The 20,449-nt window shown below is 45.3% G+C and carries 9 protein-coding genes; all 9 read right to left on the reverse strand.

Annotated elements, in window-relative coordinates:
* Window positions 1-5 precede the first annotated feature (5 nt).
* On the reverse strand, window positions 6-5,963 hold the full coding sequence (locus CXF88_RS16815) for a beta-ketoacyl synthase N-terminal-like domain-containing protein (RefSeq protein ID WP_197708462.1): 5,958 nt from the start codon (window positions 5,961-5,963) through the stop codon (window positions 6-8).
* Window positions 5,960-8,053: a PfaB family protein gene (locus tag CXF88_RS16820; RefSeq protein WP_101087743.1), complete on the reverse strand. Its 2,094-nt coding sequence runs from the start codon at window positions 8,051-8,053 to the stop codon at window positions 5,960-5,962. Before CXF88_RS16820 ends, CXF88_RS16815 begins: the two co-directional genes overlap by 4 nt.
* Window positions 8,050-15,957, reverse strand: a complete 7,908-nt coding sequence (locus CXF88_RS16825; RefSeq protein WP_101087744.1) for a type I polyketide synthase — start codon at window positions 15,955-15,957, stop codon at window positions 8,050-8,052. The genes CXF88_RS16820 and CXF88_RS16825 overlap by 4 nt, the downstream gene beginning before the upstream one ends.
* Window positions 15,941-16,822: a helix-turn-helix domain-containing protein gene (locus CXF88_RS16830; protein ID WP_101087745.1), complete on the reverse strand. Its 882-nt coding sequence runs from the start codon at window positions 16,820-16,822 to the stop codon at window positions 15,941-15,943. The genes CXF88_RS16825 and CXF88_RS16830 overlap by 17 nt, the downstream gene beginning before the upstream one ends.
* Window positions 16,823-17,198: 376 nt before the next feature.
* Window positions 17,199-18,197, reverse strand: a complete 999-nt coding sequence (locus tag CXF88_RS16835; RefSeq protein WP_101087746.1) for an AgmX/PglI C-terminal domain-containing protein — start codon at window positions 18,195-18,197, stop codon at window positions 17,199-17,201.
* Between the two features lies 1 nt (window position 18,198).
* Window positions 18,199-18,732 carry a biopolymer transporter ExbD gene (locus tag CXF88_RS16840; RefSeq protein ID WP_101087747.1) on the reverse strand — a complete coding sequence of 178 codons (534 nt, stop codon included), beginning with the start codon at window positions 18,730-18,732 and terminating at the stop codon, window positions 18,199-18,201.
* Window positions 18,729-19,301, reverse strand: a complete 573-nt coding sequence (locus CXF88_RS16845; RefSeq protein WP_242445186.1) for a biopolymer transporter ExbD — start codon at window positions 19,299-19,301, stop codon at window positions 18,729-18,731. Before CXF88_RS16845 ends, CXF88_RS16840 begins: the two co-directional genes overlap by 4 nt.
* Complete coding sequence (locus CXF88_RS16850; protein WP_101087748.1) at window positions 19,301-19,954, reverse strand: MotA/TolQ/ExbB proton channel family protein; 654 nt, start codon at window positions 19,952-19,954, stop codon at window positions 19,301-19,303. The genes CXF88_RS16845 and CXF88_RS16850 overlap by 1 nt, the downstream gene beginning before the upstream one ends.
* A gap of 141 nt (window positions 19,955-20,095) precedes the next feature.
* Window positions 20,096-20,449, reverse strand: coding sequence for a hypothetical protein (locus tag CXF88_RS16855; RefSeq protein ID WP_101087749.1), 354 nt, complete (start codon window positions 20,447-20,449; stop codon window positions 20,096-20,098).

Genomic DNA, 20,449 nt, shown 5'->3' on the forward strand with positions numbered 1-20,449 from the left:
TTGGCCTAAGCTTCTTCAATACAGATGGCGATATCTTTGACTTCATAAATGCGCAGACCATCTTTACTGAGGTTTGCGTCGCCTATTATGATGCGTTTACCGTCTTCATCTTTTACTGCACTGATATGTACATCAAGTGACATTTGTTTGTTAAGTGGGTTAATTTGACCGCGATATTTCCATTTAATATCCGACAATATTTGGCCAAATTTTGGATTAGTGAAACCTTTACCTAGGTCTGTACTGATGGCGTAAGTTTGCATCAACTCGATCACGGCTTCAACACCTAATGAGCCGGGCATAACCGGATCTTGATGGAAGTGGAATTGGAAGAACCAATCACTTGGGTCAATAGTGCGTGACGCAGCAAGATAGCCTTTACCGTATTTGCCGCCTGCTTCAACAATTTCGGCTTGGTCGATAAAGTTAAGCTGGCCGCCCGCTAAACAATAATGCGGTTGGCTAGTTGGCGGATTAAACACCCGTGACTGTTTATCCAATAAATTAACGCTGATGTCTGCCGCGACGTTATTATCAATATGCCATGGCTGAGTAATTTTGCCATTATCTATGCCGAGCTGGTTTTTGAGCGCATCACCTTTAAAGTAACCAAATACCGCACTACCCGTGTAAAACGGCTCGTTATCGACACTTAACTCAAAGGTGAAGCTTTGAATAATGTTACTGCCAGCAATGACGGTTGATAATAGCTTTGAATCATTGACGATAGTTTTGCCGCGTAAATCGACATGACGTAATAATTTTCCGCCACCGTCTAAGTTACGGAAAAATAGCTCTTGCCCAGGAAAGCCTAAGGTGGTGCCCATGTAGCCAGAAATAAAGCCATTGGGTTGTAATGAAATTTCCATTAACACCGAATAAGGCATTACCGCTTGGTGGTTGTTTTTTGCAAAGTACCAAGCATCTGCTGGCACTTCGTATTCTGCTATACATGATGATGGCTTTTTCAATTCGCCGCGTTTACCGTTAATTTCAACCACGCGAGTGGTTAACTGTAAGTCGCCACAAGGTGTGCGCGGTGGGATAAGTCCGCGGTAAATACTAAAGTCAGGGCCAAAGCATTTTTCGATATCGCCAGTAGCAAATTCAAACATATGGTATGGGGTAAATGGCACGGTATCAGGCACGCGATTAGCGTACTTTGAATCGGCACTGACTATGGGCGCTTCAACGTGTTTTAGTGGAATAACGCCCTTGTTACTCGGGGCGTTTAAATCTGGAACTTGCGCCATTAACGGGGCTTTGTTGGTAATCACTTTACTGCTAGCGTTTGAATCAACGGCAGGGCTAGTGTTGGCTGTGTTTAACGAGATAAGCGGATAACGAGCACATTCGGCATCTTCTTTAATCATCACACCCAAGTTTTGGAAATCGACCACGACTTTACCATTGAGTAAAATATCAATATTGGCTTTAGCGTAAGGGCGGGGATGAATACCGATTTCAGTCACTTCCATGCGGTAAGTCAGCTCAGCCGTTTGTGGTAACACTTGGCCACGACAGCGAACTTTTTGCGAAGCATTTTCCAATGGTTGGAATCGACCATTTTCTACTAGAGTATGCATACCAATGTGGATCATAAAGAACTGTAATAGCTGGCCACAACCTTCTGCCATTAGCGAGCCTGCCATCACTTGGTCGCCTTGGAAATGACAAGGGAAATACCAATGGTCTGGCGCAATGTGTTTATGACCTTCGAGTAAGCCTAAGCCCCACGTACCACCTTGTGTTTGTAATTGACTCACTCGCTCAATCATTAAGAACTTTTCAGAGGCAAAACAAAGCGATTTTTGCAGCCCAGTTTGCAGTTGATGCGCGACATGGTCGCCACCAAAACAGCTGCCAATATCACCGGTCAGTAAATGATGAATTTGACCATAATCAAATGCTGTTTGGTTACAATGTAGTAATGGTGTAAAGGTTGGTTTATTCGGATTATTGAGCACTTGTTGACGATGTTTTATTTCATCTTCAGTTTGAATAACCCCTTTTCCATCGGCCAGTTCTTGGTCGGTAAAGAAGCCTGCACAACCGCCATCCATTTTTAGGATCATCTTGTCGCCTACGAAACATTCGTAAGAGAAAAAGAATAATAACGTGTCGCCATTGCTGGCAAAGTTATTGATTTTAATGTCGTAACGCAGAGTGTCGCCGCCACGGGGTAAATCTTCTAAGAAGGTTAAAGTACAATCTAATAAGCGATAAACCCGCTCGCCTTTGTTTTCAAAATCGATACCTAAATAACTGATCAACATTAAATCGCACTGGCCCGATTCTACCGCGACAGCCCAAGGGATTTGACCATCCACTAAATACGGGGCATCGACGGGGATGTCGTATTCTGTAGTCATTGAACACGGTTTGTATTGATTCATGGTGGCATCGAGTTTAGTGACGCGTGACACCAATAAATAATCTGTTGTCGGTAAGCGAACTCGGCGCGAGTAACTGTCGATAATGGCGTAATCTGAGCCAAATACTTTAGCGATATCGCCTTCGGCATATTCAACTAAATCAGCGTAATTCCAAATACACGGTTTATTCGCTGGAATAGGTGCAGTGTAAGCGGGCACACAAGCATGATTAGGTTGGATTAACCTGGCAGGGCTAATGGTTTCACTCTTAACCGCGGTTTGTACTGCAGCATTAACCGCATAAGTATTAGCAGCCGGAGACGCGACTTGAGTCGCAGTTGTCTGATGGCTAAAACCAGCCAATTGAGATCGTAATAAACTGTCGGCTACTTTCAAGCCTGCATCTCGGCTGGCCAAATAAGCTAAATGCGCTTGTTGTGCTAACCACTGATTTTGTTGAAATGCCGTTAAATGTGCAGGTGGAATAGCATGATTTGTCATACTGGCAACCCTTGGTTGCTTTGGAATTGTTTTATCGGGCATATTTTCTGACATAAGAGGCTCGGCGATATTCTCGCTATTATTGACGCTAAGAGGGTTATTATCACGAATAGTTGGTTGTTTACTTTCAATGGTGTTGACCACCGTTGGGGCGATATCTGCACATTGATTGATAATACTGTCGAGCGCATCAAGTGGGCTGTCGATAATGTGTTGGTAAATATCTCGACCACCTAAACTGACTTGTTTAATTAAACTTAACTTACTGCCCGTAGCCAGTTGTTGAGTTAAATTATTGCCCAGTCTAGCGTGCAATGCGTGTTGTTGCGCCGCAGAAACAGACAGATTAACTTGTGAGTATTGATTGTCGCTGCTGGTGAATACACTGGCATTGATAGACGGTTTATCGATGTGACGAGTTTGCACTAAACCATGCAGCAAACTGGCCATGCCAGAAGCGGCAAATGTATGACCGAGAATATCATGAGCTTTACTCAATAACGGCGCTGAGCTGACCGCGATTGCAGCATCAGTTAATCCTTGGGCAAACTGTTGACCTTGAGTTGTTAATATGCATTCAGGTGATTGGTTTAACTCAACAATGTCTGCTGATAATTCAGTTGGCAGTTGTGTTGGTAATTGTGACAATGGCGTAAAGTTGACGCTATCGATACTGGCATAGCTATCAAGCTGAGTGTGTGCTGCATTGGTTTGTTGCAGCACGAGTGCGCCAGCCCCTTCACCCACTAACCAATCTGTTGAACTTAATCCTTTGGCGTTAAGTTTTGCGGTATTGAATAACATATTTTCAATGCTGCCAGACAAGTCTACAGCGGCAATAATGATGGCATCTAATGGCTCTTGTAACGAGCCTAAAGCAAACAAGTTTTGCGCCACATCGATACAGCGGTTAACTGATTGCTCGCCTGCAGAAATGGTAAATGCCGGGCCGTTGAAATCCCATAATGAGGCTATCCGCGACGCCATAATATTACCAATAAAGCTGGTGTACTGGTTAAGCTTAGCGGCGTCGAGCACACTGTCCATCGCAATGGTTTCAAGGCTGTCATATTCCGCTGTAGATAATTGAATACCTTGAGCGTTAAGGCTTTGCGCTATTTGGCTGTGTAAGTTAACTCGACCGCGGAATTGATGCAGTTCAAGTTCGGTTTCCATGGCGACTAACACGGCGACTTTACTGCCTGGCGTTAGCTTGGCATCGGCGATAGCTTCATCGGCGACTTTGATCAACAGTAGTTGTTGCGATATTAGGCGATCATCTTCATTGGGTGGCACTTTAAAACGCAAGAAATCAAAATCGAACTGATCGATATACGCGCCTTGCGGCACTTGGGTGATGCCATATTGGGCTAATAGTTCAGGATGTTTGTCTAAGCCTTTCCAACGCTGAGTGGGTAGCGGGCTAAAGATGGCTTGTTTGGCGATGATTTTACTCGCCAGTGCATCAATACTACTGCATTGACCAAAATGCGCAGCCATGCCGGTAATGTGCATCGGCGTTTCTGCATCAACTAACGCCGTGCTGCGAGTTTGAATGCTATTATTTTGAGCATTATTATTTAGAGAATGATTATTTTGAGAATGATTGTTCAGCGTATTGTCAGCGACGGTTTTAGCTTGATATGACTCAATCAATAAATGAGCGTTACACCCGCCAAAACCAAATACTGATACGCCAGCATGGCGGGCTTTATTGCCAACTTTATCGGGCCAAGGTAGCACTGCATTTGGCAAGGTCGCTTGGCCAAATAAGCCATTAGGCGAGGCGATAGGTGAGCTGATATTAATACTCGGTGGCAACACGCCTTGGCGCATCGCAAAAATCATTTTCATGATCCCTGGCATGCCTGCTGCGGTGAGTAAATGGCCTAAATTGGATTTTGCTGAACCAATTAATGGCGTGGCGCTACCTTGAAGTTTATCTTCAAAAAAACGCTCCATCGAGGTTAATTCAACTTTGTCGCCTAATGGTGTCCCCGTAGCATGACATTCAATCACTTCAATGCTGGCAGGGGTGATACTTGGATCGATTGCTGCTGCATCGCGATAAGCGCGCTCGAATGCTTGCACTTGGCCTTTGCTGTTTGGGCTTAACACAAACTGGCCTTTACCATCGTTCGACAAGCCAATGCCACTGACCAAAGCGTAAATATGGTCGCCATCACGCTCGGCATCTTCAAGGCGTTTGAGCACTAATACTCCCGCACCTTCACCGGCAAACAAGCCTTTACTGTTACTATCAAATGGGGCGGAAATACCGTGGTCGGGATAGGCATGAAATATCGAAAAGCCCATATTGATAAAGAACGGATCGGCTCCCGACACTGCGCCAGCCAGCATCATGTCAGCTTTGCCGGTATGTAAGTAGTCGCAGGCTAATTTTAATGCGTAAACCGAACTTGCACAGGCGGCATCTAAACTCAGTTGTGTACCACCCAAACCTAAAGCATCGGCAACGATTTTTGAGGCATTATGGGCAACAGCACCATTACGCAGGTTGACCGTTTTAGGTGCTACATTATTATTATTGTTATTGGCATTTTCTGCGGTATTGCTTTGCGATGCTTGATTAAACGATTGCAGATTAAAGTTTGGCTGTTGGAGTTTAGTCTGTAAGGCTTTTTCGACCGCGCTGTGATAAAGCGGCACAAATAGCTCGTTAGACTTGGCAGTAGGGAACGATAAGGTGCCCATGACAATACCAGTGCGCTGCAGCACGTTATGATTAAGGTCAATACCTGCATCAGTTAACGCATTTCGCGCTGTGTCGGTTGCCCACAAGAAACTGTCATCCAAACCAGTAAATGCGTCGGGCTCAATACGATAACCTTGAGGGTTAAATTGAAAGTCTTGAATGTAGCCGCCTTTATCACAATAAAAACGGTCCGACTCGCCTTGTACACCCAAGTAGTCACTCGGTGAAGCATTGAGTTTGCTCGCACTGATTTGGCTGCGCGAATCTTTTTTGTCTAATAAGTTTTGCCAAAATTTAGCCGGAGTATCCGCGTCGGGATACTGATTGGCTAAACCGACAATGGCGATTTTAGGGGTGGCTTGAGAACTCAATGAGGTTCTCCTTCTAATGATGTTTCACTGCAACGAGACAGTGGTGAGCCGCCGGCTATTGCCGTCTGCTGAGATAATGAGTTAATTGCATCGTCAAGGCTGCGAAAAAAGGGCGTTAATGACATCGGCACGCGATGCGCTATTAATTGTCCCAAACACTTGAGTAAACTGCTGACATCGTCGCCGCCCTTGGCATTAACAGCAATCGCCATCGCTGGGGACGTGTTACCACTCTGAGCATTGATTTTGTCTATTAAGGTGGTGGTTTGCCTATCGGCTCCTACCTCAACAAATAATCGGCAGCCTTGCTCTCGAGCATTGTGGATTAACTGAGTAAAATCCAACTGATGACAAAAAGTATCGGCAATCGATTGTGCAATAGCGTGCGAGTCTAGCGTGACAGGTGCTGTTTGAGCCGCCGAGATAAACTGCAATTGCTTGGGTAAATTTTCCAGCAGCGGTTGCTGATAAAACTGGCGTACATCGTCGACAATATTTAGCGCGGCTGGCGTATGCATTGCGGTAATTCGATTGGCTGTAATACCACGTTTACCAGCTTGCTTTAACAATGCTTTACAACTGGATTCACAACCTGCGATAACACAGGTATCACCTTGAATAATGGCAATATAAACGCGTGGATAATCCGTTAAATGGGGCGTGAGTTCATCAATACTGGCTCGAGTCACAAAGCTGTTCCAGACAATGGGTTCGTCATCGGTTAATTGCCATTGCTGGCGAACACAGCGAAGCTCTCCAGAAATATCTTGGGTAAAGATACTGCTGTTTTGGGTTGCTTCAATCATAGTATGTGGCGCTTGCCATACATCTAAACTCGCCCACATGGCCGCTTCACCCATGGAGTAACCCAAAGCAAATTTGGGCACAATGGCAAACTCTTGCTGCAACAGCTTGGTTAAAATATAACTGGCGCCAACACCGGCAATGGCTAATTGGCTTAAGCTCATCTGTGTGGCATGGTTTTTATCTGCCGCGTAAATAAACTCGGTTTGTAACATCGATTGCATGTCACCTTGGCTTTCGAGTTCAGCATACACATTGGGGAAAACCAAGCCCATTTGACTGAGCATGTTTGGATACACAGTACCTACGCCGGGATAGACAAAACTCAAGCCATGATCACCAAGCGGTGCAGAATAGAAGCAACTGCCAGCAGGGGTTTTATATTCTATCGGCGGCTTATCGTTAACGTCTGGCTGAAGGTGAGTCGACATTATTGCCAACATCGCATTAATTTCTATGATTAATCCGCCACGATCCTGCGCCATTAACACTAAAGCTAGGGGCGCATCCGTTTGATAATCGGCCAATGTACTTTTGATAAGTGTAAGTAAGCTTAAATCGTCAGTCGTCGAATGGACCTGTGCAGAAAAAGCCATCAGTTTAGTGTGCAATTGCGCCAATGAAGTGGCACACAGTGGCAGCCATAAACGTTGGGGATTAACCAATTGCTTTGAGGCGACTAATGCACGTCCTTGGGTCAAGATCATTGCCTGAACATCGTCGCCAGTTTGGTAACATAACGCTGCAACCCGACTTTGGTGAAGTGGGCTAAACCAATACTGACTGTTGACCTTATCTTGTGCTGGTATGTTACGACTGGCGATAGACTCTACTAGGGTAACCATTGCTGCTAATGCGGTTTGTGCATTGTTAGCCGTATTGGTTTTTGCATTGCTATCTAACGCGACAATCTGCGGTTGAGTATGTAAACGTTTTGCATGGTTCAGCGCCAGTGTTATTGCTTCAGCCTGATTGCTACCAAGTGCAATACCATTGAGATAAGCATGCGCATGAACGCCATGTTTCGCGGCAAGTAACCCCGGCATTATCCACAACCGATCGGCAAGATTGATCATTTCATCTGCAGTGGATGATAGCCGCTCTATGCTGTGTAATAACGCCAGTTCAAAACCGTCGCTATGCTGAGTATCAATCGCAACCTTGTGCTCATTAACCGAGTCGATATTGGGTTTGCTGAGCAACAAAGCCAAGCGCATTGGCTTGGTTTGTTGCTGCAAAATACGCTCACTAATGGATTTTAGCGCCATGTTATCTGTGGCTGTCACACTGTGTCCTTGTGTGATAGTTCTGCAGAAGCTTGATGTGGAATAAATGCCCCATTCAAACTCTTACTAATGGTTACTTTAGCATTGAGCATTTGGCAACTCAGGCGGCCGTCTTGATGATATAAACTCACGTTAGCCACGAGCATTCTGCCGCTGTGCTTAACTACATCAAGTTGAATATAACCTTTATCACCATTTGCAAATGGCCAAGCAGTAACACACTCACCGGTTGTTGACGGTAAACTTGCGGCATCGTATTTTAGTCTTGCCCATACCAACATGGCTTGTAGTAGCAAATCTTCCGCGAAAATTTGGCTACCACCTAATACCGATGACGGGATAAAACCTTGGCAATCACTAGCATTAATGCTCGGCAATTGAACCTGACACAATAGTTGAGCGTCATCAAATGCCAACACTTGAGCAATGCCTTGCAAACGCGGACCATGAAACAAGGTTCCATTTTGGTACAGTTCAGCGCCTGAATACAATGGTGACATGTTAGCCCATTGAGCCAAGCTGCTGTCGCCAATAATCGGTTTAGCAACATCAGTTGCCAATATTGCCTTATTGATCACCAATTGAGCTTGGTATTGCGGTTTCATGGCGGCGCTTGGATCGCTTAATAAACGAGAGGAGATCAGCGCGCTGATCCCCGCGTCAGTTTGCGTTAGTTCCAGTTGCAACAAATGTGGCTCATTGGTGTCAAAAATAACCCCTTTAAGCAATTTGTATTCAGCAATACTGACAGGCACATGACATAACGTTTCTGCCGCATCACGCATCCATTGCATGGCGCATACCGTCGGCAATACCGGATTGCCAGCAATACAATGATCGCTAACAAAAGGCATTTCAGCCGGGGTTAATACTCGAGTCACCGTCTGACTGATAACATCAGCAGCCGATGTCTTAGTCGTAACTGCCTCAGTTGTAACTGCGTTAGCCGTAAATGCTTTAGTCACAAGTGTATTAGTAGCAAATGTCAGCGAACCCTTGGCCATAAGCAAAGCGTCCGCATTAAGCTTTTTTACAGCGTTGTCCTGCTCTGATGAACCTTGCATATCAGAGCCAATAAGCAGTTGTGCTCCTTGTGGGCTTAATAAACTGTGAGCAAATAGCTCGGCACCCGCTTGTAGCGGAATAACGTAAACGCCACGTTCAACAAACATTTTCTTTAATGCTGAACTGACCATACCGCCATCCCAAGGACCCCAATTAAAACTCATCACTTTAGCTTGCGGTAAAGTGTGCGCCAGTTTCAGTGCAGTTTTATTGAGGATTTCATTCGACATAGCGTAATCACTTTGACCGGTATTACCGTAAAAACCGGCCGCCGATGAAAACAGTGCAATCAGCTTAATCTGTTGTGGGTTTAGTGCATTAATGATGCTGGCAAGCCCAGTCACTTTGGTGTGGTATACGCGGTTAAGTTCATCCAAGGTTTTATCTTGAATGTGCTTATCGGCTAACACGCCCGCACCGTGAATAACCCCATTAATGGTTAATGAGTCGCCCTTGGCATTAGTCAGACTTTTAAGACTAGCCGCTACCGCGGTGGCGTCGCTGACATCCATCGAGACATACTGAGCACTGGCACCAACTTTACTGAAAGCGCTTAACGCAGCATCGATTTCTAGGCTACTGCTTATTGGCCACACTAGAGCATCAATCTGTTTTGGCGTTGGTTTATTGCCTTGAGATTGAATATAAGCGATGGCTGCGGCTTTTAATTCTGAAGCTGGTTTGCCTTGCGCCCAAACCGGTAAGTTGCTACCAAAATGTTGGCTACGACCTGCTAACACAAAATGTGATTGGCATTGACTGGCTAAGGTGAGGGCGCATTCAAACGTTACGCCTTTTGCACCGCCGGTGACCAAAATAGTGTCATTTTTGTTTAGGCTTGCTGGTGCAAACTGTTCGCTAGCGTTGCCGGCAACTAAGGTTACTCGACCTTGATTACTGATCCCCACTTCATTAATGCGGTCCGCGCTAGCATTGGCACCATTGATATCAAATAACTCAGCAACGATGGCATCGGCAAAACTTGCTGTATCAATATTGTTGGCAATGTCTAATGCGCGGCAAAACACCTGTGGCCATTCATGGCTTAGGGTTTTGCTCAGGCCAGATAAGGCTGCTTGATTGAGCTCTGCTGTTGCTAGCTGAGTATTATCAAGATAACCAAATCCGCCGTCTAAACGGCTCACGGTAAAGTAGCATAAGCGCGAACCTTGAGCTGGTTTAGCAAATTCAGCATGAAGATGCTTAGCCCATAAAAACGCGTTGTCGACAGCGGCTTTTGCTGCAACAGTGCACGACATTAATTCGCTGCTGTTAGCGGTAGCTTGAGGCTGTAAATGAATAAAGCCTGCAATGGCATGTTCAGCGCCCAAATCGGCTTTAATATCGGCAATGACTTGTGCAATTTGGGCATCATCAATGCTGCTCAATGTATAGCTTTTAATATCGCTGCTTAAGGGTGAATGTGCCACGCTAATGGTTTGTGGGTTACGAATAACGGCGACGGTTAATCCCTTTGCATTTAGCTTTTCTGCTAGTAAACCTGCACTGTGGCCATCGTCTGTGATGACAATACAAGAGTCTGTTGAAAAGCAATCTACGAGTTTATCCGCCGCTGGTAACTTTTTTAGCGCTACCTCGCTGTGTGGAGGTAATGCCGCGGTGTTAACGTCAGCCTTGTTTGCAGTTGATGCTACCGCCGCAATAGTGGTTGCTGCAGGCAATTTGGTTTGCATGTAGCTAACGATTTCACCTAGGGTGCGACATTCGGCTAAATCTTCTGGGTTCAGCTCAGGTAAGCCTGGTAGTTCGTCTTGCACTGTACCTAAAATCTCGACGCGTTTGATTGAGTCGATACCAAGGTCTGCTTCCATGTCCATGCTCAGTTCAAGCATTTCAGCAGGGTAACCGGTTTTGTCGGCTACCACTGACATCATGGTGCTTAAAACGGTATCAGCACTTAATCCTGTTGTTGCTGCTGGAGCAGATACTGGAGCCTCAGTGTTGGTTGCAGGCAATTTGGTTTGCATATAACTGACAATTTCGCCCAAGGTACGACACTCGGCTAAATCTTCTGGGTTCAACTCAGGCAAACCGGGTAGTTCGTCTTGCACTGTGCCTAGAATTTCAACCCGTTTGATTGAGTCGATACCAAGGTCTGCTTCCATGTCCATGCTCAGTTCAAGCATTTCTGCAGGGTAACCGGTTTTGTCGGCTACTACTGACATCATGGTGCTTAATACGGTATCAGCACTCAAGCCCGTTGTTGGCGTTGCTGTTGCAGATGAAGATGAAGATACCGTTGCTACTGGAGCCAATGTGCTGACAGCAGGTAATTTAGTCTGCATGTAGCTGACGATTTCGCCTAAGGTGCGACACTCGGCTAAATCTTCTGGGTTGAGTTCAGGTAAACCTGGTAGCTCGTCTTGCACTGTACCTAGAATTTCAACACGTTTGATTGAGTCGATACCAAGGTCTGCTTCCATGTCCATGCCCAGTTCAAGCATTTCCGTTGGGTAACCAGTTTTATCGGCAACTACAGCTAACATGGTGCGTTGGACGTTTTCAGCGGTTAAGCCCGTTGCTGCCGGTGCAGCAGCATTTGCCGATGTTGATCCCGTTGACGCTACAGCAACCGAGTTGGCCGCTGGTAATTTGGTTTGCATGTAACTGACGATTTCGCCCAAGGTGCGACACTCAGCTAAATCTTCAGGGCTCAGTTCAGGTAAGCCTGGAAGCTCATCTTGTACTGTGCCTAAAATTTCTACACGTTTGATTGAGTCAATACCAAGGTCTGCTTCCATGTCCATGCCAAGTTCAAGCATTTCAGTTGGGTAACCGGTTTTGTCGGCAACCACAGCTAACATGGTGCGCTGAATGTTTTCAGCGGTTAAGCCCGTTGATGCTGGTGCTGCAGTAACTACCGATGTTGATCCTGTTGACGCTACAGTAGTTGTGTTTGCCGCAGGCAGTTTAGTTTGCATGTAGCTAACGATTTCGCCCAAGGTGCGACACTCGGCTAAATCTTCTGGGCTCAGTTCTGGTAAGCCTGGAAGCTCATCTTGTACTGTGCCGAGAATTTCTACCCGCTTGATTGAGTCAATACCAAGGTCTGCTTCCATGTCCATGCCAAGTTCAAGCATTTCTGTTGGGTAACCGGTTTTGTCTGCGACCACATTGAGCATAGTGTCTAACACTTGTTGCTGTGTTAGTCCGGCTGTTGGTGCAGAAACCGCTGCTGAGCTAACTTGCTGAGCCACTGGAGCTTGAACAGGTATATTGGCTGTCGGTTGAGGTTGAACCGCTTGAGCGGTTTGAACCTGAGCTGGAGCAACGGGGGCTACCACTGGCGAAGGTATTGCTGCTTGAGCAACTTGGCTTGGCTGCACAAACGCAGGCTGTACTGATGCAGCAGGTAGCGATACAGGTGCAGAAGCCGCCATTGGCATTGGTGTTTGCCCTTGCAACATGGCTAACGCAGCTTGGCTTGCTTGTGCTTGCAACGTTAAGAATTGAGTATGACTTTGCAATGTTTGTGCTTGATGCTGGTGGAACATCTCCATCGAACGTTGCAAGCTTTCTGGAATGGCTAATCCCGATGACGCCATTTGCGCTTGGGCTGTCATCAGGTGAGCAAACGTGTCGCCATATTGCTGTGGTATGGCTAAAAACTGCTGATGTAATTCAGCGGTTTGTTGCTGCGCAGCAAAAAATGCACCGATACTATCGGTCGACGCTGACACACTTGAGCTAACTGGTTGAGCTTTAGCGATAGGAGCTGTTGCCGTTAAAGGTGCGGCGACTGCAGAGGCTTGAGCTGGTGCTGATGTTGCAGGCACTTCAATATATTCAGTTTTAATGACTTCTTTTTCCACAATCTTTTCCACAACTTTTTCGACAGGCACTTCCACTGTCTGGCTGGTAACGGTGCCAGTTTGCAATGATTTTTGCATTTTGGCTTGAGTGGCCGGACTAATATAATTACTCGCGGTTAACTTAACGTTCATCGGTGACACCTTTGCAAGCTCAGCGATAGGCGCTTGATAAGGATCAACCTCAGTTAATGCCACCCCTAATACTGCAAGCTGACAAGCCGCTTGGCGCAGTTGAGTGTCACTATTGCCTTTAGGATTTGGGTTCAAGCTCACTACACTGACTGATTCTGCTTTATTGCCTAGGGTAGCCTCCACCAATTTTTGGAGGATGTTTTTAGGGCCAAACTCAACAAATACTCGAGCACCCGCATCATACATGGCGTTTAGTTGCTCGCTAAAACGAACCGATTGCAACATATGTTCACTAAATGCTGCTTGGATTGCTTTTGGATCATTAGGATGTGCTTTACCTGTGCCATTGGCATAAAGGCTTAGTTTTGGCTTAGCAAATTTAATCTTATTGATTGCCGCAGCAAACGGCTGCTGCGCATGCGCCACTGATGGAGTGTGGAACGCACCAGAAACCGGCAGGGCGATTGCTTTAAAACCAAGTTCGGTGGTGATAGCTTGTGCCGCTAAGGTACATGACGCTGTTGGCCCTGCAATAACCAATTGGGTTGGTGCATTGTAATTAGCCACCTTAACGCCTTCAAATGCACTAATGCACTGTTCAAGCTTTTCAACACCGTTGTCAACAGATTGAGCGGGGACAATAATGGCGTACATTACGCCAGCGTCTTGATCTTTAGGTGTTGCCGCCATTGCTTGGCCACGAGCGAAGGCCAATTGGTAATAATCAGCTTGGCTGATGACGCCTGCTGCACATAATGCTGACAGTTCACCAAAACTATGGCCAGCAACCATATCGGCTTTAAAACCTGCTTGAGTCAATAATGCATATTGGCCCATGCTGACCGCGCCAATAGCACTCTGGGCATTGGCGGTATTGGTTAATGCGGCCTGTTGTGCGGCAATATCTTCGGCTTCAAAAGCAGGATTTGGGTACATAATTTGCGATAGTGGCGTTTGTTTATGTTGCGCAAACACCTTATCAGCTTGCATCAGTTGCTGACGCATTTCTGGATACAAACAGGCTAAATCGGCGCCCATGTTCAGATATTGCGCCCCTTGTCCGGCAAATAGTGCTGCCACTTTATGGCTTGCCGCTTCAGGATGAATCAATGCTGCTGCGCGATAACTGGTACCAGAAGGCAATTGCCAGCAGTCGGCAGTATTTGAGCTTAACTGCGCCAGCGCCTGAGTCAGCTGAATGGTTAAGTCTGCTAACGAAGCAACCACTAAACCTATGCGTGCCGCGTTAGGGGCAATAGTATTTAAGGCAAAACGTTTACCAAAATCGGCTAATACAATTTCTTGGCGATTTTGCTGTGTGGTATCAACAGCCTTAATTTCAGTTTGCAGAGCGGTTAATTGAGCCTGTAATGCGGCTTTGTTTTCAGCATGGATCAATAGGCTTTGTGGCACTGAACGTTGACGATACTTATCGCCACGAACATGTTCTTGACGGTATTCTTCCAACACAATGTGGAAGTTAGTGCCACCAAAACCAAAGGCACTAATACCCGCGCGGCGCGGTGTATTGTCTGCTCTTGGCAACCATGGACGGGTTTCGGTATTTAAATAAAATGGCGAGTCCTGAATGTTTAATTTAGGATTCGGCTTACTGACGTTAATGGTCGGTGGCAACACTTTATGATGCAAAGCCAGAGCCGCTTTAATCACACCAGCGGTTCCTGCTGTTGATTTAGTGTGGCCAACTTGTGATTTAACTGACCCAAGAGCAATGTGCTGTTGAGTGTCATTACCGTCGGCAAACACCGATTTAAGGCCATTGAACTCCGCGACATCACCTGCTGCAGTACCAGTACCATGGGCCTCAATTAAGCCAACAGTGTGCGGTTCAAAACCAGCATCATCATAAGCGCGTCTTAATGCTTTTGCCTGGCCTTCTGGGCGCGGTGCGTAGATACTTTTAAACTTACCGTCTGATGATGAGCCAATACCTTTGATAACAGCATAAATTCGGTCACCATCACGCTCAGCATCATCAAGACGTTTAAGCGCCATCATGCCAATACCTTCACCAATCATCATACCTTTAGAATCGATATCGAAAGGTTGAATGGTGTCATTAGTGGTAAATGCCGGTGTTTTTGAAAAGCTCATGTACATAGAAGGCGAGTTATCGGTACACACACCACCAGTGAGCATCATGTCACTGCGGCCTTCAACTAACTCTGTAATCGCCATGCGCATTGCCGCTAAAGAACCTGCACAAGCTGCGTCAACCACGCAATTCATGCCGCCTAGATCAAAGCGGTTAGCGATACGCCCAGCAATCACATTGCCGAGTGAACCTGGAAATGAGTTCTCTTCCCAGTGAATATATTGATCCTGAAACTTTTTGATCAACATCTCAGTGTCTTCATCACTTAGACCACTATTTTTAAATACTTTTTTGAGTATTGGGTACTGCAAGCGACCGCTGAGGCTATGATTGATTTTTTGACCACCGCCGACGCCTAGTGTAATACCGATGCGATCGGTATCGTACTGTGCATCAATACCTGCATCAGCTAGCACTTCTTTGGCGACCACTAACGATAAAAGTTGTGAGGTGTCTGTTAGTTCGAGGATATTAGGGGGCAAGCCAAATTCCATTGGATTGAAATCGACTTCAGGTAAAAAACCACCACGTTTACAGTAACTTTTGTCGGCCATTGATTTATCGGCATTGTAGTAATCTTCAGCATTCCAATGGCTTTCTGGAACGTCGATAATCGCATCAATTTTTTCGCTGATTAAATCCCAAAACTTGTTTAGGTAACGTGAGTTAGCAAAAATACTTGCCATGCCGACAATCGCGACAGGCATGTCTTTTAAGCGTTTGTTTAAACGCTTATCTTTATTACTGGATTGGCTCATATGAGTCTCCGTTTGATAACTGAGGTTCAGTTATCTGGTGTTGGGATCCAGCTGCATCAATGGTGCTAGTGGATACTGCGGCTGGTTGACCTGCTCCAGGAAATCGAGCAAGAAAAGTGTGATAGTTCCGAACCAATAACTTACGTAAATGAAATGGTCCGTGCTTTAAGACATGCGTTATATAGCGATTACTCGCTTGGGTATGGCTGTCTTGATAAATATCGAGGTAAACCCAGTCAGACTTAAAATCGACTCCAAGCAAAACAGAATAGGCTTGCTGCTTCGTTAATTGAGGCGGAATACTTAACGACACTACTTGCACTACGTTGTCTGGATCTGGACTCGGCAGGGCTAAAGTGTCGGCTAATGTCTGCGGGTTAACGGTATAGGTTTGAATATCGGCGCCTTGAGTAATAGGCAGCTGATTGAAGAATTTTTCTGGGACAAAAGGGCTGTCAAATTCGTCTAGTTTAGAGACCCCAAAACGCTTTAAGCAGCGGGCAAGACCGGAGCGAGAGACATTGGGGTTGATAAATTCTTGGGTGACTTTTAATAGCCTATCTAAAGGCATTTTTAATTGATAACGCAAACCCAGCATCACGTACTCTTCCATCGGAGATAGTGTCGTGTTGAGTTTGTGCGGGGTATTTGGGGTGTTATCGATTGAGTCACGTTTACGCCACTTACGTACTGTAGCTTCGCTGATATTGAGGATTTTGGATAATTGACTGACGCTGTAATCGGATTGCTGAATAAATTGACGCATTTCAGGTGTTGTCGTCGCATTACGGTGTTGGACCGTTTTTGGGCGAGGCTTACCCTTAAATAGACCAGATTCTAAATGTGTGGTTATCTTTTTTGTCATCTAGACCGGGATTCCAAATAATCTATTGGGACTTTAGCGCATTTAAACTTACCGATACTTACTTAAGTCATACTTAAAGAAGATAAAAAATTAGTCTAAATATCCATTTATGCTTTTTTTAACACAAAGCAGATTACCTGAGGTTTCACTCCGATACAATCACCCGAGACTGAAAACAAGATATGAGGTGTAAAAAATGATTATCTGAGGAATGTGTCAAGGCATCTCTAGATCTAAAATTGCACTGAATTTACCTTGTTTTGGCGATTATGTTGTCAGTTAATCATTTGATATATTGCCCCAAATAAAAAGCAGGTAACGAGTTTTCTCATTACCTGCTTTTTTTGATCAATCGACATACTAAGGTTTATGCCCATCAACTCGGGAAGAAGTCGATAGCCCAGATAGTAGTCATTAGCGCGACTTTTTCTGCTGGGAAGCTGATTGAACGTAATACCAAGGTTAATTGACGCTCTAACTTGGGGTTATTGAGTTCGCTTGATTTAATCGTTACCTTGCTGATATTGCCATTGGGTTGTATGACAATTTCAAACATCACTTTGCCTTTTAAAAACGGATCTTTTCGCAGTGCACGATTGTACAACGAATAAAGCCGCGATTTATTGGCCTCTAATGTTCGTCTTAATGCTGCTTCAGAACGTTGTCCACCTTGGCTAGCTTGACTGGCTTTTTCTGCAGAGGCACCTTGGGTAGCTAATACTTCTTCTTTTGCTAAACGTATTTGTTGAGTTTGGTTGCCACTTAACGATTCTGCTGCAACGGTTTGGCTTATGGTCGATTTGGCCAAACTGTCGGTTTGCTTATTGGCCGCGCCAGCTAACAAGTCGCGTTTTACTTTGACTTCTTGTGCTGTCGTTTGGTCAAGTTTACGTTGCGCTGCGGGTTTAACATCAAAGGCTTCGCGCATCGAAAAAAGCTCATCTTTCATCGCCGCTAAGCCTGATGTGCTGGCTTTCTCTTTTGCTGCTTCACGCGTCGTCGGCTGAACTATTGATGGCTTTACAGCTTGTTCAACAGACTTTTCGGGTGCCTTTTCTTCTGGTGGTGCAGGCTCCGGTTCAGGCAATGGCTCAGGCGGTTTCACCTCTGGCCTCTCTTCTGGTTTGGCCGGTGGCGGTAATTGCTTTTCTTGCAAGATGATTTTGGCTAATTGCGGTGGTACTTGCTCTTTTACTTCACGTGGAAGTTCAATTTGTTCAAGCATGGGTACTACGACCGCAAAGACGACATAAACTAACAGCAACAACCACAAAATCTGTTTAAACAGTTTGTCTTGTTTGCTGGGTTTAAATAAGTCGCCTAAATCATTAAAGCTCTGATTGGTTTGGTGATGGTGTAAGGTTGCTGTTGTCATATTAGCCCTCACCATTAGCTTGTTTTGCTTGTTGTTCAACCGCCAACGAAATATCTCGGTAACCGGTTGCAGCACAAGCAGCCATAATTTGCTTAAGAACAACATAAGGCGTGGATGCATCGCCAATAATGGTTACTGCCCGGCCATTTTGTTGCTCGGTTTCGCTAAGCTCGCTGCGTTTACTGGCTTGATAGGTCAATTCGTTGGTTAAGGCATTAATAAACTCAGGATTTTGTTGTTCGGTTAAGCCTATTTCATCAGTACCTTTTTGCCATATAGGGCGCTCTTGCACTAATACGGTGTCGGTAAACACTGTAATCACCAGGTTTTCAACTGGCAGTACATCTGCAACAGACACGGGCAAACTGATTTTTTCGATATTTTGCAGTACTCGCACTTCAGATTGATTCACAATTAAGAAAAACACCAAAATGGTAAAAATATCCATTAATGCAACAAGGTTGAGCTTACTGCCAGCTTTTAAGCGTTTGTGGTGTTTAGCTAATCTGCGGCTTCTTGCCGATTGCTTCATCATGGCTTAGCTCCTACTGGTTTTCCAATAGTGGCTTGTATCGGCTGAGCAGCATCGGCGTCATTAGTGGCCGGAGCATCACCTAATGAGATCATCGGAAACAGTTCCGCATCTACCAAATTGGCTGCCACTACCGCTTTAAATGATCGTACCGTGTCCATGGCGGACACGATGGTTTGATAGTCAACCGCAGGATCAAGTAACAATACGATGTCATTTTTTTCAATACCTTGTTGTTGAAATGTCAGCTTTAAGTCTTGTAGATACACAGACAATGCGGCGAAATCATAACCTTTATCAGTCAGTTCAAACTGTTTAAGTGACATGCCTGCTGGGTAGTTTAGTGCTAAGCGCGCAGGGGTAATCACTAGTTCGAGTATTTTGGGCTCTTGATCATCTTGTGCTTGTTCTGCTTCAGACAATACTGGCAATTGCAGATTTAAAATACGCACTTGTGAGAACACCAAACTCAACAGGAGTACTGGCACTAACACAATCATCAAATTCATGAATGAGGTGATATCCAGTTCTGCGTCTTGGGTATTAGGGCGACGACGGCGTCTCATACTCATTAGCCTCGGTTGTTATCCGTTTGCTTGTTAAATGACAATGAATTGAGCAGTTTAATGCCTGCCATTTCAATAGAGTCAACGATGGTTGCCGTTTTAGTTTGTAGGCTTGAATGAAATAAAATCAGCGGAATGGCAGTGATCAAACCAAATGCGGTGGTGTTCATCGCAACCGAAATACTAGAAGACAATAAGTTGGCTTTTTCAGCTGGATCGGCGCTAGCCACTGCCGAGAATGCTGCGATTAAGCCCATAATGGTACCTAATAGACCCAATAAGGTGGCAATGTTAGCGAGCGTAGCAATAAAGGGGGTGCGTTTTTCAAGGCGTAACATGTATTCCATCACGGTTTCTTCCATGGCGTATTCTACGTCTTCACGGCGACTTGCACTTGATATACGGGCAATACCAGACTGCAACACGTCAAACACAGGCGCTTTATGGTTTTGTGCATGCTGACTAATGGTATTGATGTCACCTGTTTTTAAGGCATTTTTAATCAGCGCAAAAGCGTGCTGGTTACTACGATGTGCAGAGCTTAAATATAACCAGCGCTCAATGGTAATGGCCAAACCGACCACTAACACTAAGGCGATAGGATAGATAAATGGGCCGCCATTTTGTAAAAACGCAATGATATGGTCGGTAAAACTCATGTGATGTTCCTTCTCTTATTGTCGTATTGAACACTGGCGTTAATGGCTACAGGTGTTCAATTATTTTTGTTAGGTGTTACTCAGTTTTTGGCTAGCATGTTGCTTATTTAATGGCTTATTTAAAAGCTTATTACAGGGTGTTTATTGATTACTTTCTGGTGTGCCGTTGGCAAAATCTCTGACTTGTTGTCGAAATACTTTTGGATTGATAGGCCTAAACTCAGGCAGCGTCAGTCGCATGCCTTCGTTGTTAATGTCTATCGGATTATTGATCCCTTGCCATGGCATAATATAAAGCACTTTGGGTTGCTCTTGTGAGCCCGTCACTTGGCTTTGAATGACGACAGGTTTGTTGCTCGCAGGTTTCACCGCTTGTTGCTTTTCAGTGTCATCATTGGCCGTAGCCTGAGCTGATACACTCAGTAAACAAGTGGCTAACACCAGTGGTAATGCGCGATGACAACAGATTGTTTGAAACACTTTTAGCATGGTCAT

The organism is Shewanella sp. ALD9 (assembly GCF_002836315.1).
GTDB lineage: Bacteria > Pseudomonadota > Gammaproteobacteria > Enterobacterales > Shewanellaceae > Shewanella.